Raw genomic sequence first — 20,681 nt, 5'->3', positions numbered from 1 at the left:
GTCACCCCCCGTTCCGCTCGGCGCGGGCGAGGCGCCCGAACCGCTCCGCCTGGAAACGGTTACCGGCCTTGCGGAACGCCTCCTCCGCTCGGCGGGCGAGCCTGGCGCGGTCCGCTCCGGACGGCATCAGGGCGCGCCCGCGGACGAGTTCACAGGCGTCCGCCCAGGAGTGGGCCGCCGCCAGGTGATCGCCGGTGGACTCGTGGACCTGCCCCAGTTCGGTGAGCAGGCCCAGGCGTAACGGGTCGGGGACGTGGCTGCGTTCGAGGCCCCTGCGCAGCACGGCCGCGGCGGCCGCGGCCTGGCCCTGCGCCCTCAACTGCCGCCCCTTCTCCAGCTCGGCCTCGCCCGGCTGCCGGACGACCGGCTTGTCGAGGGCCACGTCCAGGGCGGCGATCACGTCCTCCGCGCTCCGCAGCCGCTGCGCGGGCCGCAGTTCGAGCAGGCGCATCACGAGGGCGTCCAGTGCGGGCGGGACGAGGTTGTTGTGGACCGAGGGGCGTAGGGGCGGCGCGTTGCGCTTCTGCTCCTGGAGCCAGTCGCCGTGCGCCGACTCGGGCAGGGCGGGCGGCGGTGTCAGATGGGCGTACGCGTGGCGTCCGGTGAGGCCCTCGTACATCAGGAGGCCCAGCGAGTACAGGTCGGACTCGGGAACGCTGGAGCCGGCTGCGGTCTCCGGCGCCATGTACTGGAGGGTGCCGACCGTGCCCGGGACATGGCCGAGTTCCAGCATCCTGGCGGCCAGGCCGAAGTCGATGAGCCGGACCCAGTTGTCGCTGCCCAGCAGGACGTTGTCGGGCTTGAGGTCGCGGTGCAGAAGCGGCGGGTCCAGGCGGTGCAGGCCGCGCAGGGCCACGCAGATCTGCCGCGCCCACTTGACCAGGAGCGGTGCCGGGACCCGCCCCATCTCGGCGAACTGTCCGGCGAGAGTGGCCCCGGGGACGTACTCCATGGCGAGGAACGCGCGGCCCCCGAGGCCCTGGGCGAGGCCGCCGTCGTACACGTGCACGAGATGGCGGCGCGCCTCGGCGTCCGCCATGGTGTCCATCGCCTCGGCGAGCAGCAGGACGTCCTGGAACAGCTCCGCGGCGTTCTCCTCGGTCAGGCCCGAGCGCCGGGAGAGCTTGAGGGCCACGCTGCGCACGGGATGGCCGAGGATGTACTGGTCGGCACGGAAGACCGCGCCGAAACCGCCGCCGCCGATCCACCCGCTCAGTGCGTAGCGGCCGTCGACCACCCGGCCTTCGAGTCCGCGCAGATCGGATTCATCCGGTGCGGCCTGGTTCATCGTGTGCGTCCCCCTCTCCGCTCCCGCCCGACTTGGTCAACCCGCCTTCCACAGAGGACAGTTGTGCCCCGTCCGCCGGTTCCGGCGACAGGAAGCGCACCCGCGTACGGGATGCGTCGGGCGCCTCGTCCCGGCCGGAGAACAGGGCGTCACGCACGCCCGGCGGCGGTGGGGGCACGAACTCGACGACGATCCGGTCGCACGCCTGGAACTCCTCGGCCCGCTCCTCGGCCGCCGCGAGAACGGGGTTCTCGACCAGGTCGGAGAGCACCTTGGCCATGATGCGGCCGCCCTCGCGGCCGCCCGCCTCGGAGTTGAGACGGTGGCCGAGCGCACCCGCGTAACACACCAGGTCCTCGGGGACGATCAGCTCCTTCTCCCGCTTCTCGCGCCAGAAGGCCGCCTGCCGGTCGAGCACCTTGCGGCCGATGGCGGTCATCGCGTCGCCGGCGAGCGGGCGGAAGACGATGATGCGGCGGACGCGGGCCAGGAACTCGGGGGTGAACACGGGCGTGCCGTCCCGGCTGCGCTCGGACGCGAGCTTGGCGCGCACGGCGGCGGAGATCTCCTCGTCCGAACTGCCTTCGCCGAAACGCGAGATGATCTCGTGCCCGGCGTTCGTCGTGAGGATGAAGATGGCGCGGTCACCGTGCGCCTTGACGCCCCGCTGGTCGGTGATCCAGCCCTCGTCGAAGAGGTTGAGGAAGGGCCGCAGCACCTCGGGGTGCGCCTTCTCCGCCTCGTCGAGGAGGAACACGCAGTACGGGTCGCTGTTGAGCTCGTTGATGAGCCGCCCGCCGCGATCGTGCCCCACGTAGCCCGGCGGGGAGCCGAGGATGCCGGACACGCTGTGCGGCTCGGTGAAGTTCTCCATGGGGTACGTCTGGAGCCGCTTGGACGCGGAGTAGAGACTGGCGACCCGCTTGGCCAGCTCGGTCTTGCCGACGCCCGTCAGGCCCGCGAAGAGCAGCACGGACGCGGGTCCCGAACTGACCGCCGCGAGGCCCGCCTTGATGCGCCGCAGTTCGTCCGCGACCACCCGGACCGCCTGGTCCTGCCCGACCACATCGGCGCCGAGCGCCATGGCGTAGTCGACCCGCTCGCCGCCCGTGCCGGCGATCTGCTCGCGCGGCATCCCGGACAGCTCGGACACCACGTCGGCCACCTCGTCCAGCGTGACGGCGCTGCGCTCGTCGCCGTGCTGCCTGCGCGCGTAGTCGAGGTCCTCGCAGGCGCGGCGCAGCACCTTGACGGCGGACAACGGCAGCCGCTGGTGGCGGACGAAGTCGCCCGCCAGGACCACGGCCCTGGCCACCGCGTGGTGCTCGATCCGGATCCCGGTGAACTCCGTCTCCAGCGCGTCCGCCGCGAGGCGCACCATGGCCCGCGCCGCGTCCCGCTCCGGCTCTGCCATGTCGATGCGGCAGGTCAGCTCCTGGAGGACGTGGTCGGCGGCGACCAGGTCGTCGTAGTCGTGCTCGGCGAGCACTCCGATGAGGTGGATGCTGCGTTCCTTCAGGGCGCGGCGCAGCTCCAGCAGGTGGTCGGCGCCGTGCGGGCCGCGCAGCAGGGGACCCAGGCCGTCGACGCAGACGACCAGGTCGGTGCGGCCCGCGACCTGGCTGATCAGCGCCGTCAGCTGCTCGCCGCTGCGCTCGGCGGCGACGTCCTTGCAGTCGACGCGCAGGAACCGCTTGCGGCGCAGGAACGGGATCTCGCCCGCGGCGGCCCGCCGGGCCAGCTCACGCAGCAGGGTGGTGGTGCCGATGCCGGGCAGGCCGGTGAGCAGTACGTGGTTGTTCTCGGTACGGTGCAGGGCTCGGCACAGCGGCTCGAAATAGCCGTCGAGGTGGGCGGCCGGGCCGATGGCCCCGGTCCTGGCGAGCCAGGTGAGGTCCTCGGAGGGCGGCAGGAACGCGGGCAGCCGGAAGGGGACCTCGCGGGGCGCCGTCGACCGGGACTCACCCAGTACGTCGCGGACGCTCTCCCGCAGTCGCTTCATGTCGAGGCGCAGCGGCTCGGCGGACAGGACGGAGGCGAGCCGCTGCGGCGGGCTGTCCAGGAGGGCCGCGAGCAGGTGCGGGGTGTCGATCTGCTCGGCGTCCCAGCGGGCGGCCGTCGCGCGCGCCGCGTGCAGCAGGTCCCGCAGGGACTCGCCGGTCCCGTCGCGGTCGAGGCGGGGGGCGGTCCGGCTGCCCTGCTCGGTGATCCGGAACGCCTGCGTGATGATCTCCAATGCCTTCACCAGGCCGACCTGGAGCGGCAGTTGGAGCCTGAAGAGGCGCTCGGCGGGCCCTTCGGTCTCCGCGAGGAGAGCCATCAGACAGTGCGGGGGGAGCAGCCGGTCGTAGCCGAGCTCGGCGGCGCGCTGGGCGGCGAGCTCCAGGACCGCCCAGGCGTCGTTCGTGAACTCCTCGGAGCGCAGCCGGCCGGACGCGTCGTCGTACAGCTCGGGCGGCTCGTCGGCGTGGACGCCCACCTGCCTGCGCAGCGCCTCGGCGGCCAGCGGCAGGTCGAGGAGCGGGGCCAGGAAGTCCCGCTCGTCCGCGGAGGGGGCGTCCAGCAGGCAGGCCAGCAGGAGCTCCAGGCGGACCTCCGCCCCCACCGCTTCCCGTACGCAGCGGTCCTCGAACTCCTCGAAGGCCGCGGCCAGTTCGGGGCTCACGTGGTCGCGCGCGCCGTCGAACGCGTAGCCGTTCCCCGGCGGCGCGTAGACGGCGAGTGTCTCCAGGAGGTGGTGCGGGGCCGCGCCCTCGGCGAGCGCGCCCTCGAACGCGGGGAGGACCGCGAGGTCGCGGGCGTCGAGCACCGCGTACAGGATGTCGCCGGGGCGCAGCCGCTCGGTGGCGCGCTCCGCGGCGGACAGCAGGACGGCCGCGGTGCGCTCGTCCCCGAGGGCGTCCGGGTCGAGGAAGCCGTCCGTGAAGAGGCGCACGGAACGGCCTTCGGGACCGCCTCGAGGACCGCCGCCCGAGCCGTTCTTGGAACCGGTTTCGGGACTGTCCGGACTCTGTGCACTCTCTGCGGAATCGTGCTGCATCTTCGCGCGCAGGCCACGGCTTCACGACGTTTCGGGCCTGCCCTGCCCACCTCCCCCGTGCACCGACCATGCTTCCACACGGAGCACGCGGGGTCCCTTTGCTACGCAAAAGTGGGGACAACTCTTTGGCCGTACAGCGGAGTTGATCCCGTCCGGCTACCGCGCCCCGAACCGCTGGTCCGTCTTGACGATCTCGCGGCCGAGCGGCATCAGGGAGACCGGGATCAGCTTGAAGTTGGCGATGCCCAGGGGGATGCCGATGATCGTGATGCACTGCGCGATGCCCGTCACGATGTGGGCGAGGCAGAGCCACCAGCCGGCCAGGATCAGCCACAGCACGTTCCCGATACAGGACGGGGCGCCCGCGTCCTGGCGCTCGACCGTCGTATAGCCGAACGGCCACAGCGCGTACACGCCGATCCTGAACGCCGCGATGCCGAACGGGATGCCGATGATCGTGATGCAGAGGATCAGGCCCGCGAGCAGGTAGCCGAGGAACAGCCAGAAGCCGCTCAGCACGAGCCAAATGATGTTGAGGATTGTCTTCACGGGTGACGACCTGCCATCTGCTCGAGCCGGGAGATGCGCTCCGCCATCGGCGGATGCGTGGAGAACATCTTGGACATGCCCTGCCCGGGACGGAAAGGGTTCGCAATCATCATGTGACTTGCGGTCTCGATCCGCGGCTCCGGGGGGAGGGGCAACTGCTTCGTCCCCGCGTCGAGTTTGCGCAGGGCGCTCGCCAGTGCCAGCGGGTCGCCGGTGAGCTGGGCGCCCGACGCGTCCGCCTCGTACTCCCGGGAGCGGCTGATGGCGAGCTGGATGACCGTGGCCGCGAGCGGGCCCAGGATCATGATCATCAGCATGCCGAGCAGGCCGGGCCCGTCGTCGTCGCTGGAGCGGCCGATGGGGATCAGCCAGGCGAAGTTGACCAGGAACATGATCACCGAGGCGAGGGCGCCGGCGACCGACGAGATCAGGATGTCGCGGTTGTAGACATGGCTCAGCTCGTGCCCGATGACACCGCGCAGCTCGCGCTCGTCGAGGATCCGCAGGATGCCTTCCGTGCAGCACACCGCGGCGTTGCGCGGATTGCGGCCCGTCGCGAAGGCGTTGGGGGCTTCCGTCGGCGAGATGTACAGGCGGGGCATCGGCTGGCGGGCCTGCGTCGACAGCTCGCGGACCATGCGGTAGAGCGCGGGGGCCTCGAACTCGCTCACGGGGCGCGCGCGCATCGCGCGCAGGGCCAGCTTGTCGCTGTTCCAGTACGCGTACGCGTTCGTCGCGAGGGCGATGGCGAGGCCCACGATCAGCCCCGTACGGCCGAAAAAGCTGCCGATGACGATGATGAGGGCGGACAGTCCGCCGAGGAGTACGGCGGTCTTCAGCCCGTTGTGCCGGCGGTGCACGGTACGCCCTCCATGTGGTGCGGCAGGGGAACCCTCTGCTTGCTGGTGCTGGGTGCTTCCACGCTCCAGTGGACCCTCCTGTACTGGTCAACGCCAGACGAGGAGGACGAGTTCCCTTGCGCGCGCACAGGGCGCGTGTAGGCCGTACGGGTGGGGCGGTGCCCCACCGGCCGGGGTCAGCGCTGTTCGGGGAGCCCGGCGAGCGCGAGGACCTCGGGGTCGGCCTTGAGCTCGCTGGTGCAGTGGGAGCAGCGGGTGGCGATCGCGGGGATCTGGCTGAAACAGCGCGGGCAGTCGCGCAGGGTGGCCTTGAGGTCGACCGGCTTGCCGCGGTCGAGGCGGGTCTGGAGCTTCATCATCGGGACGACGACGAGGAAGTAGAGCACCGCCGCAGTGATCACGAAGGCGATCGCCGCGGAGACGAACTTGCCGTACGGGAAGTCCGTGCCCTCGACCTGGAAGTGCGCCTTGCTGAAGTCGCCGGCCGAACTCGTCGCGAGGCCGATGAGCGGGGCGATGAACGCCGTGCTGAAGCCCGTGACGACGGCGGTGAAGGCGGAACCGACGGCGAGGCCGATCGCCATGGTCACGATGTTCCCGCGAAGGATGAAGTCCTTGAACCCGCTCAGCACGGCAGTGTCTCCCTGGTGTACGACGTCGGGGGGTCGGTACGAGGGTGCCTAGAAGAGGCCCGTCGAGGCAAAACGGAGAACCATCTGAGGTGCGCCCGACAGGGCGACCCCGATGACGGCGGTGAGCCCGATCGCCGCGGTGAGCGGAGCCGGAATCCGCTGTACCGCCTGCTCGCCCTCCGCGGAGCGGAACAGGGTCGCCGTCCACTGAAGGTAGTAGTAGAGGGCGATCACGACGTTGACGGCCATGACGACGGCGAGCCAGCCGAGGCCCGCGTCGACGGCCGCCGAAAAGACGGTGACCTTCGCGAAGAGGCCGATGATGCCGGGCGGCAGGCCCGCGAGGCAGAGCAGGAAGAAGCCGAGGACCAGGGCGGCCAGCGGGCGGGACTGATACAGGCCGCGGTAGTCGCTGATGCGGTTCAGGGGCTTCGTGCGGGCGACGAGGGCGGCCACCGCGAAGGCCCCGAGGTTCACGGCGGCGTACATGAGGGCGTACGCGACGGTGGAGCCGATGGCCTTGTCGGCGTCCTTGGAGTAGGCGGCCGCGGCGATCGGGACGAGGAGGTAGCCGGCCTGGCCCACCGAGGACCAGGCGAGCAGGCGTACCGCGCTGTACGCGCGCGTGGCCTGCTGACGCAGGGCCGCCACGTTGCCCACGGTCATGGTGAGCGCGGCAAGGGCGGCGAGGGCAGGGCCCCACACGTCGGCGTAGGACGGGAAGGCGACGACGGTGACGAGGATGATCCCGGAGAAGCCCACCGCCTTGCCGATCACCGACAAGTAGGCGGCGATCGGGAGGGGGGCTCCTACGTAGGTGTCGGGCACCCAGAAGTGGAAGGGCGCGGCGGCGGTCTTGAAGGCGAAGCCGACGAGAGTGAGGGCGACGCCCGCCTGGGCCAGGGTGTGGAACTGCCCGTCGACGTGCGTCAGAGCGGTGGCGATCCTCGTGAGGTGCAGGGTGCCCGTCGTCGCGTAGACGAAGCTGACGCCCAGGAGGGTGACCGCCGTCGCCGTGACCGAGGACAGGAAGAACTTCAGGGCCGCCTCGGAGGAGCGCCGGTCGTCACGCTTTATGCCGACGAGGGCGAACGCCGGCAGGGACGCCACTTCCAGGGCGACGACGAGGGTGGCCAGGTCGCGCGAGGCGGGCAGCAGCGCGGCGCCCGCGGCGGAGGACAGGAGCAGGAACCAGAACTCCCCCTCGGGGAGCGGCGCCGTGGCTGCCGTGTTCTTCGCGTCCTTGATGCCGGTGATGGACAGCAGCGCGGTCAGCAGGGCGCCGGCCAGGACGAGGAACTGGATGACGAGCGTGAAGTGGTCGGCCGTGTAGCTGCACGCCGCCTGCTCGCCCTTGAGTGTCCTGAGGCAGAAGGTCGAGCGGTCGCCGTCCAGGAGCGGCAGCAGCGCGAGCGCGGCGGCGGCGAGGCCCGCGACGGAGACCCAGCCGAGCAGCGCCTTCCTGCGCTCACCGAGGAACAGGTCCGCGACGAGCACCACGAGGGCGACGACCGCCGCGATGGTGGGCGGCGCGATCGCGAGCCAGTCGACGGACTGGACGAGGGACACCACGGAGGGCGCGGCGACGGCGGTCACTGGAGGCCTCCTGCGAGGAGCTTCTGCACGGCCGGGTCGGTGAGGCCGATCAGGGCCGCGGGCCAGAGCCCGCCGACGACGGTGAGGGCGACGAGCGGGGTCCAGGCGGCGAACTCGTAGCCCTGGACGTCGGCGAGCTTCGGCGTCTCGGCCTCGTGCGGGCCCATGCAGACCCGGCGGACGACGGCGAGCATGTACGCGGCGGTGAGCAGCGTGCCGAACGCCGCGATCGCCATGAACGTGAGGAACGCGGGGCGGCTCAGGCCGGCGGCCGGCTTGAACGCCCCGAACAGGGCGAGCATCTCGCCCCAGAACCCGGCGAGGCCCGGCAGCCCGAGAGAGGCGACGGCGGCGAAGGCGAGGAGGCCGCCGAGGCGGGGCGCCTTGCCGTAGAGCGCCATGCCGCCCTGCTGGGCCAACGTGTCGAGGTCCGAGCTGCCCGTGCGGTCCTTGAGGGCGCCGACGAGGAAGAACAGCAGGCCGGTGATGAGGCCGTGGGCGATGTTCGCGAAGAGGGCGCCGTTGACGCCGGTCGGGGACATCGTCGAGATGCCGAGCAGGACGAAGCCCATGTGCCCGACGGACGAGTACGCGATGAGGCGCTTGAGGTCGCCCTTGGCGCCGGGCCGCGCGAGGGCGAGGCAGGCCAGGGACCCGTAGATGATCCCGACGACGGCGAACGCGGCGAGGTACGGCGCGAAGGTGCGCATGCCGTCGGGCGTGATCGGCAGCAGGATCCGGACGAACCCGTACGTGCCCATCTTCAGCAGTACGCCGGCGAGGAGGACCGAGCCGACGGTGGGCGCGGCGGTGTGGGCGTCCGGCAGCCAGCTGTGCAGCGGCCACATCGGCGTCTTGACCGCGAGCCCGATCCCGATTGTCAGAACGGCGGTGACCTGCACGGACGTACTCAGGCCGCGGCCATTGTCAGAGGCGAGTGCCACCATGTCGAAGGTGCCGGACTTGAGCCCGATGAGGAGGATGCCGAGCAGCATCACGACGGAGCCGAGGAGCGTGAAGAGGATGAACTTCCAGGCGGCCCTGGTTCGTTGCTCACCGCCCCAGCGGGCGATGAGGAAGTACATCGGGATGAGGACCATCTCGAAGGCGAGGAAGAAGAGCAGCAGATCGAGCACGGCGAAGGTCGCGAGGGTGCCGGACTCGAGGACGAGGATCAGCGCGACAAATGCCTTGGGGGACGGGCCCTTCGGCATCTTGAAGTAGCTGTACAGCGCGCAGAGGAAGGTCAGCAGCGCGGTCAGGACCAGGAGGGGGAGCGAGATGCCGTCGATGCCGAGGTGGATGCGCACGTCGAGTGCGGGGATCCAGCTGATATCGGTCGTGGCCTGCATCTTTGACGGGTGGTCATGGTCGAAGCCGAGCGCGAGGACGATCGCGGCGACGAGGATCACGCCGGTCACGGTCACGCCGTGGCGGAGCACTGCCTGGTCCGGGGACTTCCCCTTCAGTCCGGGCGGGGCGGGGAGAAGAGCGGCGGCGGCGCCGATGAGCGGGCCGACGACGATCAGTGCGAGAAGGAACTGCATCACGGATTCGCTGATATCGATCACGGCTGCTCACGCTCCGGCGGTGGCGACGAGGACGACGGCGATCGCCAGGACGACGGTCCCTGCGAGCAGGGCGCTGAGATAGGTCTGCACGTTGCCGGTCTGGGCGCGGCGGACGGCCCGGCCCAGCCAGTTGGGTACGGCGGCGGCGCCGCGCACATAGGTCTCGACGACCTCGCGGTCGAGGAAGCGGACCAGTGAGGCCGCGGCCAGGACGGGCCGGACGAACAGGGCCGTGTAGACGGCGTCCAGGTGGAAGCCGGTGGCCACGTGGCGGTGCAGCGGGCCGAGCAGGAGACGGCCGGGGTCCGCCGGGTCGGGAGCGTAGGCGATGTCCCCGTACGCGGCCGTGTGGGTCGCGATGGCCTCGGCCTCGACGAGGCCGCCGTCCGCGTCGGGGTGGGCGGCCACGGCGCCCAGCGGGGCGCCGGCGGCGAGGGCCGTGGTGTGGCGCCAGGCCGCGTAGGTGACGAGCCCGCCGACGAGGGCGACGCCCGTGCCGAGGACGGAGGTGGTGAGGGTCGGGGTCAGCGAGCGCCCGTCGAACCAGCCGGGCAGGACACCGACGGTGAGGCCGAAGGCGAGCGAGGGGATCGCCAGGACCCACAGGACGGCGTTCATCGCGACGGGCTGCTTGCCATGGTCCGGGGCCTCGGCGCCGTGGCCCCGGAAGGCCAGGAGCCACAGGCGCGTGGCGTACGCGGCGGTGAGCAGGGCCGTGAGGAGGCCGGACACGAGGACGATCCAGCCCGCCGAGGACGGGATCGCCTCGGCGTGGCCGGTGGCCGCGTGCTCGGCGGAGCCGAGGACGGCCTCCTTGGAGAAGAAGCCGCTGAACGGCGGGATCGCGGCGAGCGCGAGGAGCGCCACGGTCATCGTCCAGTAGGCGTCCGGGACGCGCTCCCGCAGGTTCTTCATGCGGGACATGGCGGCGAGCGAGTTCGTTCCGGCGGCGTGGATGACCACACCGGCCCCGAGGAACAGCAGCGCCTTGAAGGCACCGTGCGACAGGAGGTGGAAGACGGCGGCGCCGCGGTCGCCGACGGCGAGGGCGCCGGTCATGTAGCCGAGCTGGCCGATCGTCGAGTACGCGAGGACACGCTTGATGTCGTCCTGCGCGAGGGCGGCGAGCCCCGAGCCGGTCATCGTGACGGCGGCCATGACGGCGAGGACGACCAGGGCGGCGCCGGAGGCCGCGAAGACAGGAAGGAGCCGGGCGACGAAGTAGACACCGGCGGCGACCATCGTCGCCGCGTGGATCAGCGCGGAGACCGGCGTGGGGCCGGCCATCGCGTCGGGCAGCCAGGTGTGCAGCGGGAACTGCGCCGACTTGCCCGCCACGCCCGCGAGGAGCAGCAGGGCGATCAGCGTGGGGTGGTCGAGGCCGCCGCTCGCGACGGCACCGAGCACCTTGGTGATGCGGAAGGACCCGGCGTCGGTGGCGAGCGCGAACAGGCCGATCAGGAAGGGGACGTCGCCGAGCTTGGTGACCAGGAACGCCTTGAGGGAGGCGGCGCGCGCCTGGGGTGTCTCCCAGTAGTGCCCGACGAGGAAGTACGAGCAGATGCCCATGACTTCCCAGCCGACGAGCAGCACCATCAGGTCGCCCGAGTAGACGACGAGGAGCATCGCGGAGGTGAAGAGGGAGACGAGCGCGGCGTACGACGCGTAGCGCGGGTCGTCGCGCAGGTAGGCCGTCGAGTAGATCTGCACGCACGACGCGACGAAGCAGACCAGGACGGCGACGAGCGCGGCGAAGCCGTCGATGTGCAGGGCGAGCTCGATGGGGACCGAGCCCGTCGGGGTGAGTTCGGTGGCCGCGTCGATGCTCGGGCCGCCGGCCTGGCGCACGGCGACGAGGACGGCGAGGGCCAGGGCCGCGAGGGTCGGCAGTACGGCGAGGGGCCGTACGAAGCCGGGGGCGGTGCGGCCCAGGAGCAGTCCCGCCACGGCAGCGAGGAACGGGAGGAGGGGGACGAGTACGGCGAGGGTCGTGGTGGTCACGCGGTGGCCTCGGCCTTCTCGTCCGTCGCGGCCCCGGCGCCGGCGTCCGGGGCGGAGCCGTCCGGTGCCGAGCCGTGGGGTCCGCCGTCGTCCGGGGACTCGGCGGTGTCGCGGAGCTTGTCGATGTCGGAGGTACCGCGGCCGCGGTACACGGCGAGCACGATCGCCAGGCCGATGCCGATCTCGGCGGCGGCGATGGCGATGGTGAAGAGGGTCAGCGCCTGACCGGAGTGGAGGGTGTCGCGGGCCGCCTTGCTGAGCCAGACGTCGAAGGCGACGAGGTTGAGGTTGACGGCGTTGAGCATCAGCTCGACGGACATCAGGACCAGGACCGCGTTGCGGCGGGCCAGCACTCCGTACAGACCCGTGCAGAAGAGCAGGGAGGAGAGGACGGCGGGGTAGGCGAGGTGCATCAGCGGTTCCCCTCCCGGGCCTTGGTGTTCATGTCCTGTGCCTTGGCGGTCCTGCGGGACAGGACGATCGCGCCGACGAGGGCCGCGAGCAGCAGGACCGAGAGGGCCTCGAAGGGCAGCACCCAGTGCTGGAAGAGGATCGATCCGGTCACCTCGGTGGTGCCCTGAGGAGCACCGTCGAGGTCGACCCAGGTCGCACGGAAGGCGTCCACGACGACCCAGACGAGGGCGGCTGCCGCGGCGACCGCGACCGTCAGCGCGGCCCACCGGTTGCCCGAGTCGGCGTCCGGGGAGCGGCCGATGGGCGCCCTCGTGAGCATCAGTCCGAACAGGAGGAGGACGACGACGGAGCCGACGTAGATGAGGACCTGCACCCAGGCGATGAACTCGGCCGTGAGCAGCAGGTACTCGACGGCGAGGCCGCCGAGGGCGACGACCAGCCACAGGGCCGCGTGCACCAGCTGCTTGGTGGTGACGGTGACGATCGCGGCGCCGAAGGTGACCAGGCCGACAAGGAGGAACGCGATCTCGACGCCGGTCGGCGAGAGGAAACCGCGGGTCTGCGTGGCCGCGGCGGCGGCCGCTGCGAGGGCGCTCACGCGGATCCCTCCTGTCCGGGGCCGGGCTCTGCGGGGCCGGGCTTTCCAGGGCCGGTGGCTTCCGGGCCGGAGGGCTCTTCGAGGGCGGCAGCCTGTGCGGCGGCCTCCGCGGCGGCCAGCTTGTCGGCGGTCTTGCGGGCGGCGGCGAGTTCCTTGGGTTCCTCGGCCGCCGGGTCGAGCGCGGGCGGAGCAGGGACCGTCCACATCCACTCGCGCAGGCGGTCGCGCTCGTGCGTGAGTTCGTGGATGTCCGTCTCCGCGTACTCGAACTCCGGGGACCAGAACAGCGCGTCGAAAGGACACACCTCGATGCAGATACCGCAGTACATGCACAGGGCGAAGTCGATGGCGAAGCGGTCGAGGACGTTGCGGCTGCGCTCGCGGCCGCCCTCGACGGCGGCCGGCACCGTCTCCTTGTGGGAGTCGATGTAGATGCACCAGTCGGGGCACTCACGGGCGCACAGCATGCAGACCGTGCAGTTCTCCTCGAACAGGCCGATGACGCCACGCGTGCGGGGCGGCAGTTCGGGCTGGACGTCCGGGTACTGCTCGGTGACGGTCTTCCGCGTCATGGTGCGGAGGGTGACGGCGAGGCCCTTGGCGAGACCTGCGCCTGGGATCGGAGCCACTAGTTGATCGCCACCTTCACGATTCCGGTGAGCGCGATCTGCGCGAGTGCGAGGGGGACGAGGAGGGTCCAGGAGAGCTTCTGGAGCTGGTCCTCGCGAAGACGGGGGTAGGTGACACGCAGCCAGATCACGACGAACGCGAGGACGGCCGTCTTCAGCAGCGTCCAGACCCAGCCGAGGCCGTCGCCGCCCCACGGCCCGTGCCAGCCGCCCAGGAACAGGACGGTGGTGAGGCCGCACAGAACGACGATCCCGGCGTACTCGGCGAGCAGGAACAGGGCGAAGCGAAGGCCGGTGTACTCGGTGTACGCGCCGAAGATGATCTCGGAGTCGGCGACCGGCATGTCGAAGGGCGGGCGCTGGAGTTCGGCGAGGCCCGCCACGAAGAAGACGAGGGCACCGACGATCTGCCACGGCACCCACCACCACGCGAACGCGTCGAGGATGCCGGGCAGCGAGACGGTGCCTGCGGCCATCGCGACCGAGGCGGCGGCGAGCAGCATCGGCAGTTCGTAGGCGAGGAGTTGCGCGGCGGTGCGCAGGCCGCCCAGGAGGGAGAACTTGTTGGCCGATGCCCAGCCCGCCATGAGCGAGCCGAGCACTCCGACACCCATGACGGCGAGCACGAAGAAGATGCCGGCGTCGACGACCTGGCCGACCGCGCCCTCGCTCGGGCCGACGGGGATGGCCAGCAGGACGAGGAGGTACGGCAAGAGGGCGACGGCGGGCGCGAGTTGGAAGATGCGGCGGTCCGCGTCGGCGGGGACGATGTCTTCCTTCTGCGCGAACTTCACACCGTCGGCGACGAGCTGCGCCCACCCGTGGAAACCGCCCGCGTACATGGGGCCGAGGCGGCCCTGCATGTGCGCCATCACCTTGTGCTCGGTCTGGCCGACGACAAGGGGCAGGACGAGGAAGGCGACGAAGACGACGATGAGCCGCAGAGCGACATCGAGCACGTCGTTCACTCCGTTCCTCCTGAGGGGGTTTCGGGGGCGTCGGGGGCGTCGGGGGTTTCTTCGGCTTCCGGGGTTTCGGGGGTGGCCGGTGCCTCCGGTGCCGTCTCCGGGGTGGCCGGTACCTCCGGGGAGTCCGGTGCCTCCGGTGCCGTCTCCGGGGTGGCCGGTACCTCCGGGGAGTCCGGTGCCTCCGGTGCCGTCTCCGGGGTGGCCGGTGCCTCCGGGGTGGCCGGTGCCTCAGGGGAGTCCGGTGCCTCAGGCGTGGGCTCCTCCGGCGCGGCCGGTTTCGGCTCGTCGAAGGCCGGGCGGGCGTGGTGCCAGGGCGCGTCGCCGGTGTCGCCGGGCTTGCCCGCGGCGTCCGGCTTGGGCGCGGCAGGTGTCTCAGGCGCCGCAGGGGCCCCCGGAGTTGCAGGTGCCTCAGGGGTTGCAGGTGCCTCAGGGGTTGCCGGCGTCTCAGGAGTCGCCGGCGTCTGTGAAGTCGACCCCTGCGACGCACTCCGCGAACGCCTCGGCGGCGCGGCCGCCGCCGCATCCGTTCCCGCCGGACCCGCCGCCGCATCCGTTCCCGCCGGACCCGCCGCCGCATCCGTTCCCGCCGGACCCGCCGCCGCGTCCGTTCCCGCCGGACCCGCCTGGCTGGCCGACCCCTCCCCCGCCGTGCGCGTCCGCCGCGCCGGACGGTCGCCCGCCGCGCGGCCCGCGCCACGGGCCGGGCGGGCCGGGGCGGGCGGAAGCTGGCCCTTCAGCGGGCCCCACTCGTTCGGATCCGGAACACCAGGCGGCAGCATCTGCCGTCGCTTCGGCCCACCGTGTCCCGCACCCGCCGCAGCCTCCCCCGGCTCCTTGGCCCCCGGCCACGCCTTCACGACGCGCGCCGCGAGTACGAAGTCCTTGCGCAGGGGGTGGCCCTCGAAGCTGTCGGGAAGGAGGAGCGGCACCAGGTGCGGGTGGCCCTCGAAGTGGACGCCGAACATTTCGTGCGTCTCGCGCTCGTGCCAGCCCGCACCCGCGTACACGTCGACCGCGGTGGCCAGGACGGGGGCGTCGTGCGGGACGGTGGTGCGCAGGAGCAGCCGACGCACGGGAGACAGGGCGACGACGTGCGCGCAGACGCGGAATCCCGTGCCGGGCTCGTCGACCGCGCTCAGCCAGTCGAAGTAGGTGCAGCCCAGCGTGGCGCGGGCCGTTTCGAGGGCGGCGGTCCAGGTGTCCGCGGGAACGTCGACGGTGAGGACCTCGTACGACTCCTCGGCCGTGGCGTCCGGGCCGAAGAGCTCCTCGACGGGGCGGGGCAGCCAGCCGGTCACCGCTCGCCCTCCCCGGAGTTGCCGGCCGCGGGGACCGGGGGCTTCACGAGGCCGCTGCTGAGGGCGGCCGCCGAAGGCCGCCCGGCCGCCGCGTCGGCGGACGCGTACCGCTCGCCCAGCGACTCGCGCGCGATCTTCTCCTGAAGCTTCAGGATCCCCTGGAGCAGTGCCTCCGGCCGGGGCGGGCACCCGGGCACGTACACATCGACCGGAATGATCTGGTCGACACCCTTGGTGACCGAGTACGAGTCCCAGTACGGGCCTCCGCAGTTCGAGCAGGCGCCGAACGAGATGACGTACTTGGGCTCGGGCATCTGCTCGTAGAGGCGCTTCACGGCCGGGGCCATCTTGTCCGTGACCGTGCCGGAGACGATCATCAGGTCCGCCTGGCGCGGGCCCGGCGCGAAGGGGATGACGCCGAGGCGGATGAAGTCGTGCCGCGCCATGGACGCCGCGATGAACTCGATGGCGCAGCAGGCCAGGCCGAAGTTGAAGACCCAGAGCGAGTAGCGGCGGCCCCAGTTGAGGACCACCTTCATCGGTTCGGGGGCCAGGCGGGACAGCACGCCCAGCTTCTTCGGGCCGACGGGATCCGGCAGGAGCACGGGCTCCGAGGGGGTCACGTCCATGTGAGGACGCCCTTCTTGTATGCGTACAGCAGGCCCACGGCGAGGAAGCCGAGGAAGATGAACATCTCCACGAGCGTCGCCGCGCCGAACTGCGGATCGGCGAAAACGGTCGCCCACGGGAAGAGGAAGATCGAGTCGACGGCGAAGATCACGTAGAGGAACGCGTAGACGTAGTAGCGGACCTGAGTGTGGGCCCAGCCGTCGCCGACGGGGTCGACGCCGCACTCGTACGTCAGGAGTTTCTCGGGGGTCGGCACCACGGGCCGCAGCAGCCGTCCCGCGCCGAAGGCGACGGCCACGAAGAGGACGCCCACGACGGCGAGCACGCCGACGACGGAGTACGACTGGAAGTAGTCCGCGGCGACCATGGTCGGTTCCGGCACGTCCGCCCCTCGCTCGTGGTGTTCGACGATCTGTACGCACGGGAGTCTAGGGCCTGTTAAAGAGACGGTAAGCAGGCGTCCAGGGTTGAGGTGGGGTTATCCCCCGTCAGGTCCGGCAGCCCGCCTCATGGCGCCCCGGCGCCCGGCCGGGCACGCTGTCGCATATGACCGCTCGCATCATCACCCCAGAGCCGGACGTGGACCGTCCGCCGGCCCCGCGCCTCGCCTTCGACCGGCACACCTGGAAGGAGATCGCGTATCTCCTCAGCAATCTGCCGGTCGCCGTGCTCGGCTTCGTCTATGTCGTGACGATGGTGGCCACCGGCGTCGGCCTGGCCGTGACGGTGATCGGTCTGCCGGTGCTCGCCGCCGGTCTGCTCGGTGCGCGCCTCCTCGGGAAGGGTGAGCGGGCACGGGCCCGCGCGCTGCTCGGGCTGACGATCGAGGAGCCGAGCCCGCTGCCGCGCAGCAGCGAGAACGGCTTCTTCGGCCGGCTGTGGTCCGGCCTGAAGGACCCGGTGGGCTGGCGGACGGTGCTGTACGAGTTCATACGGCTGCCGTGGGGTGTGCTCACGTTCGCCATCACGCTGACCGGGCTCTTCGTGCTGTGGCCGGTGCTTCCGTTCATCGTGCGGGGCCTGGCCAACGCGGACAGGGCGATGGCGCGGGCGCTCCTGTCCCCGTCGGACGAGCTGGAGCGGCGGATCGCCGAGCTGGAGTCGGACCGGGGCGTCGTCGTCGACACGGCCGCCGCCGACCTGCGGCGCATCGAGCGCGACCTGCACGACGGCGCGCAGGCCCGCCTGGTCAACCTCGCGATGGGCCTCGGCCTCGCGAAGGAGAAGCTCCTGGAGGACCCAGACGCCGCTGCCGCCATGGTCGACGAGGCGCACGGCGAGGTGAAGCTGGCCCTTCAGGAGCTGCGGGACCTGGCCCGCGGCATCCACCCGGCCGTCCTGACCGACCGCGGCCTGGACGCGGCCCTGTCCTCCGTGGCCTCCCGCTGCACGGTCCCGGTGAAGGTGACGGCGGACCTGCCGCAGCGGCCCGCCGCGGCGATCGAGGGCATCGCGTACTTCACGGTGTCCGAGCTGCTCCAGAACGTCAGCAAGCACAGTGGTGCGCGGTCGGCGTCGGTCGACGTGTGGCGTTCCGCGGACCGGCTGCTGATCCAGGTACAGGACGACGGACGCGGCGGCGCGAGCCTCGACAAGGGCACGGGCATGTCGGGCCTCGCGGACCGGCTCGGCGCGGTGGACGGCCTGTTCGTCGTGGACTCGCCGGAGGGCGGCCCGACGACGGTGACCGCCGAGCTGCCCTGGCGCGACCGCACGCCCGCGTGAGCACACGGCGTCTTGGCCCGGTGGTAGGGAAAACCCCCGGTCCAAGACGCCGACCGGCTCCATGGCCGCGAGGCGCCGCCGCGGGGAATCTGGAAGTACCAGGCGGACGAGCAGAACGGACGGACCCCACCGATGACCACGCCCACGCAGCACGGACAGGGACACGGCTACCGCGACGACGCGGTGGCCTGGGAGCGGCGCCACCGTCTCCCGGCCGGGCTGCGCGCGCCGTTCGAGGCCCGTACGTTCCGCGAGTTCGGCTACCTGCTCCTGAGCCTCCCGGTCAGCATCATCACGTTCGTGTACGCGGTGACGATGGTGTCGCTCGGCGCCGGCCTGCTGATCACGTTCCTCGGCATCCCCGTGCTGGCGGGCGCGCTCGCCGGGGCGCGCGGGTTCGCCGCGATGGAGCGGGCGAGGGCGCACGCGCTCCTCGGCATCGACGTCGGCGCGCCGGCTCCGCTGCGGCCCCGCGCCCAAGGCCCGATGGCGTGGATGGGCGCCGTCCTCAAGAGCGGCGAGTCGTGGCGCAACCTGCTGTACGCGGTCGTGCACTTCCCGTGGGCGGTCTTCGCGTTCAACGTGGCACTGGTCTTCTGGACGGTGGGCTGGTCCCTGCTCACGTATCCGCTGTGGCAGTGGGTCTTGCCCATGTACGCGGGCCAGGGCGGCATCCAGCTGTACGGCGACGGCGCGCACAACGTGTACCTGGACAACCCCTTCGAGATCACGGTCACCGCGGCGGTCGGCCTGCTGGTCACGCTCGCGGCACCGTGGATCATCAGGGCGCTGGCCTCCGTGGACCGTGCCCTGGTGAGCGGGCTGCTCAGCCCCTCGCGGCTCGCCACGCGCGTCGTGGAGCTGGAGTCGGACCGCGGCGTCGTCGTCGACACGGCCGCCGCCGACCTGCGGCGCATCGAGCGCGACCTGCACGACGGCGCGCAGGCCCGCCTGGTCAACCTCGCGATGGGCCTGGGTCTCGCCAAGGAGAAGCTCCTGGAGGACCCAGACGCCGCTGCCGCCATGGTCGACGAGGCGCACGGCGAGGTGAAGACGGCGCTCCAGGAGCTGCGGGACCTGGCCCGCGGCATCCACCCGGCCATCCTGACCGACCGCGGCCTGGACGCGGCCCTGTCCTCCGTGGCCTCCCGCTGCACGGTCCCGGTGCAGGTCGAGGTCGACCTGCCCGCGCGGCCCGCGCCGGCCATCGAGGGCATCGCCTACTTCACGGTCAGCGAGCTCCTGCAGAACGTCAGCAAGCACAGCCGGGCGACCCGCGCCACGGTCGACGTGTGGCGGGTCGAGAACCGGCTGATGCTCCAGGTGACGGACAACGGCGTGGGCGGCGCGGACGCCCTCGCCGGCTCCGGCCTCGCGGGGCTCGCCGAGCGGCTCGACGCCGTCGACGGGATCCTCCTGGTGGACTCTCCGGCGACGGGCCCGACCCGGATCACGGCGGAACTGCCCTGGCGGCGCGCCTGACGACCAGCTCGCGCGTGTGCGGTGCACCCTTCCGGGGGTGCACCGCACACGCGCGTCCGCCTGGCATCCCTTCTGCCGATCCCGCTTCCCGGCCAATCCCGCCACCGCGGCCCGGGACTGTCCGGATACTGGGATGCTGATGGCTGTTGAAGCTGATGGCTGTTGAAGCTGATGGCTGTTGAAGCTGATGGCTGTTGAAGCTGATGGCTGTTGAACGGGTGGGACGGGCTGTGGGGGGCCGAGAATCGTGGAGGACAGAGTGCGAGTGGTCATCGCCGAGGATTCAGTGCTGCTCAGGGAGGGCCTGACCCGGTTGCTGACCGACCGCGGGCACGACGTGGTGGCGGGCGTGGGCGACGGGGACGCGCTGGTCAAGACCATCACCGACCTGGCCGCGCAGGGCGCGCTGCCGGACGTCGTGGTCGCCGACGTGCGGATGCCGCCGACGCACACGGACGAGGGCGTGCGCGCCGCAGTCCTGCTGCGCAAACAGCACCCGGGGCTCGGGGTACTGGTCCTTTCGCAGTACGTGGAGGAGCAGTACGCGACCGAGCTGCTGGCCGGTTCCAGCCGCGGCGTGGGCTATCTGCTCAAGGACCGGGTGGCCGAGGTGCGCGAGTTCGTGGACGCGGTGGTGCGGGTGGCGCAGGGCGGTACGGCGCTCGACCCCGAGGTGGTGGCCCAGCTCCTGGGACGAAGCCGCAAGCAGGACGTGCTGGCGGGACTGACCCCGCGCGAGCGTGAGGTGCTCGGCCTGATGGCCGAGGGGCGGACGAACTCGGCGATCGCGCGTCAACTGGTCGTGAGCGACGGCGCGGTGGAGAAGCACGTCAGCAATATCTTCCTGAAGCTGGGGCTGTCCCCGAGTGACGGGGATCACCGGCGCGTTCTGGCGGTGCTCACCTACCTGAACTCGTGACGACCTGACACCCTGTCAGATATGGCGGGAATCGGCCGGCCGGTTCCGGAGCGGCTCCGGGCCGGACCCGAACCGGCCCTAGAACCAAAGGATGAGTGGGCGCGTCTTCGAACGGGGGGCCGCGGGGGTGGGTAAATCGTGACAAACAAGGTCATTGAGGTGTCTCATTGTCACGTCCATCATGCGAACCATCCGGGGAAGGCGACCCTTACCGACGTAGGGTGGGCCATGGAGGGGCCGGTCGGCCGGCCACTCCCGCAGAGCCGCCTCGAGGGAGGTCCAGTTCAGTGACCAGCCAGGTCAGTAGCCCGGCCGAGCAGGCCGATGGTGCAGTGGTCGGAGAGCAGCGCAAGCACGCGGGCGACAAGGACGTACAGCGCCTGGACCGGGTCATCATCCGGTTTGCGGGTGACTCGGGTGACGGGATGCAGCTGACGGGTGACCGGTTCACCTCGGAGACGGCGTCGTTCGGGAACGATCT

18 protein-coding genes and 1 pseudogene are annotated in these 20,681 nt (G+C 71.4%); 4 read left to right on the top strand and 15 right to left on the bottom strand.

The window, feature by feature from the left end:
* Position 1 precedes the first annotated feature (1 nt).
* The 15 genes from AC07EJ_RS38445 to AC07EJ_RS38375 all read right to left on the bottom strand — a co-directional run bounded on the left by AC07EJ_RS38445 (position 2) and on the right by AC07EJ_RS38375 (position 16,441).
* Entirely contained in the window at positions 2-1,288 is a 1,287-nt protein-coding gene (locus AC07EJ_RS38445) for a serine/threonine-protein kinase (protein ID WP_389490102.1), read from the bottom strand.
* Positions 1,266-4,223 carry an AAA family ATPase gene (locus tag AC07EJ_RS38440; protein ID WP_478885991.1) on the bottom strand — a complete coding sequence of 986 codons (2,958 nt, stop codon included), beginning with the start codon at positions 4,221-4,223 and terminating at the stop codon, positions 1,266-1,268. Before AC07EJ_RS38440 ends, AC07EJ_RS38445 begins: the two co-directional genes overlap by 23 nt.
* A 261-nt stretch (positions 4,224-4,484) precedes the next feature.
* A complete protein-coding gene (locus AC07EJ_RS38435) occupies positions 4,485-4,877 on the bottom strand; it encodes a YccF domain-containing protein (RefSeq protein WP_389490106.1) in 393 nt (130 codons plus the stop codon).
* Positions 4,874-5,737: a zinc metalloprotease HtpX gene (gene htpX, locus AC07EJ_RS38430; RefSeq protein WP_478885990.1), complete on the bottom strand. Its 864-nt coding sequence runs from the start codon at positions 5,735-5,737 to the stop codon at positions 4,874-4,876. The genes AC07EJ_RS38435 and htpX overlap by 4 nt, the downstream gene beginning before the upstream one ends.
* A gap of 176 nt (positions 5,738-5,913) precedes the next feature.
* The gene (locus tag AC07EJ_RS38425) at positions 5,914-6,369 is read right to left on the bottom strand and encodes an MscL family protein (RefSeq protein ID WP_389490111.1); all 456 of its coding nucleotides are present in this window, start codon (positions 6,367-6,369) and stop codon (positions 5,914-5,916) included.
* A gap of 48 nt (positions 6,370-6,417) precedes the next feature.
* Positions 6,418-7,965 (bottom strand): NADH-quinone oxidoreductase subunit N, encoded by a 1,548-nt coding sequence (locus tag AC07EJ_RS38420; protein ID WP_389490112.1) that lies wholly within the window; start codon positions 7,963-7,965, stop codon positions 6,418-6,420.
* Positions 7,962-9,536: a complex I subunit 4 family protein gene (locus AC07EJ_RS38415; RefSeq protein WP_389490115.1), complete on the bottom strand. Its 1,575-nt coding sequence runs from the start codon at positions 9,534-9,536 to the stop codon at positions 7,962-7,964. The genes AC07EJ_RS38420 and AC07EJ_RS38415 overlap by 4 nt, the downstream gene beginning before the upstream one ends.
* Before the next feature lie 6 nt (positions 9,537-9,542).
* Positions 9,543-11,537 (bottom strand): NADH-quinone oxidoreductase subunit 5 family protein, encoded by a 1,995-nt coding sequence (locus tag AC07EJ_RS38410; protein ID WP_478885989.1) that lies wholly within the window; start codon positions 11,535-11,537, stop codon positions 9,543-9,545.
* The gene (gene nuoK, locus AC07EJ_RS38405) at positions 11,534-11,950 is read right to left on the bottom strand and encodes an NADH-quinone oxidoreductase subunit NuoK (protein WP_389490118.1); all 417 of its coding nucleotides are present in this window, start codon (positions 11,948-11,950) and stop codon (positions 11,534-11,536) included. The genes AC07EJ_RS38410 and nuoK overlap by 4 nt, the downstream gene beginning before the upstream one ends.
* A complete protein-coding gene (locus AC07EJ_RS38400) occupies positions 11,950-12,549 on the bottom strand; it encodes an NADH-quinone oxidoreductase subunit J family protein (RefSeq protein ID WP_389490120.1) in 600 nt (199 codons plus the stop codon). The genes nuoK and AC07EJ_RS38400 overlap by 1 nt, the downstream gene beginning before the upstream one ends.
* A complete protein-coding gene (locus tag AC07EJ_RS38395) occupies positions 12,546-13,178 on the bottom strand; it encodes a NuoI/complex I 23 kDa subunit family protein (RefSeq protein WP_389490122.1) in 633 nt (210 codons plus the stop codon). Before AC07EJ_RS38395 ends, AC07EJ_RS38400 begins: the two co-directional genes overlap by 4 nt.
* A complete protein-coding gene (locus AC07EJ_RS38390; protein WP_389490124.1) occupies positions 13,178-14,146 on the bottom strand; it encodes a complex I subunit 1/NuoH family protein in 969 nt (322 codons plus the stop codon). The genes AC07EJ_RS38395 and AC07EJ_RS38390 overlap by 1 nt, the downstream gene beginning before the upstream one ends.
* Complete coding sequence (locus AC07EJ_RS38385) at positions 14,143-15,444, bottom strand: NADH-quinone oxidoreductase subunit C (RefSeq protein ID WP_478885988.1); 1,302 nt, start codon at positions 15,442-15,444, stop codon at positions 14,143-14,145. Before AC07EJ_RS38385 ends, AC07EJ_RS38390 begins: the two co-directional genes overlap by 4 nt.
* The gene (locus AC07EJ_RS38380; protein ID WP_389490129.1) at positions 15,441-16,073 is read right to left on the bottom strand and encodes an NADH-quinone oxidoreductase subunit B; all 633 of its coding nucleotides are present in this window, start codon (positions 16,071-16,073) and stop codon (positions 15,441-15,443) included. Before AC07EJ_RS38380 ends, AC07EJ_RS38385 begins: the two co-directional genes overlap by 4 nt.
* Positions 16,064-16,441 carry an NADH-quinone oxidoreductase subunit A gene (locus AC07EJ_RS38375; RefSeq protein WP_362904443.1) on the bottom strand — a complete coding sequence of 126 codons (378 nt, stop codon included), beginning with the start codon at positions 16,439-16,441 and terminating at the stop codon, positions 16,064-16,066. The genes AC07EJ_RS38380 and AC07EJ_RS38375 overlap by 10 nt, the downstream gene beginning before the upstream one ends.
* 179 nt (positions 16,442-16,620) lie before the next feature.
* Here AC07EJ_RS38375 and AC07EJ_RS38370 point away from each other — a divergent pair, with 179 nt between their 5' ends.
* The 4 genes and pseudogenes from AC07EJ_RS38370 to AC07EJ_RS38355 all read left to right on the top strand — a co-directional run.
* Complete coding sequence (locus tag AC07EJ_RS38370) at positions 16,621-17,799, top strand: sensor histidine kinase (protein WP_478885987.1); 1,179 nt, start codon at positions 16,621-16,623, stop codon at positions 17,797-17,799.
* A 132-nt stretch (positions 17,800-17,931) separates the two neighbouring features.
* Entirely contained in the window at positions 17,932-19,281 is a 1,350-nt protein-coding gene (locus tag AC07EJ_RS38365) for a sensor histidine kinase (RefSeq protein ID WP_478885986.1), read from the top strand.
* A gap of 259 nt (positions 19,282-19,540) precedes the next feature.
* Entirely contained in the window at positions 19,541-20,200 is a 660-nt protein-coding gene (locus AC07EJ_RS38360; RefSeq protein ID WP_389490137.1) for a LuxR C-terminal-related transcriptional regulator, read from the top strand.
* Positions 20,201-20,487: 287 nt separating this feature from the next.
* Positions 20,488-20,681, top strand: a pseudogene (locus tag AC07EJ_RS38355) (2-oxoacid:acceptor oxidoreductase subunit alpha); the annotation flags it as partial.

The sequence above is a fragment of the Streptomyces sp. NPDC045026 genome (genome assembly GCF_056432625.1).
Note: the sequence above shows the minus strand (reverse complement) of the source record. Positions and strands in the feature narration are given on the sequence as shown.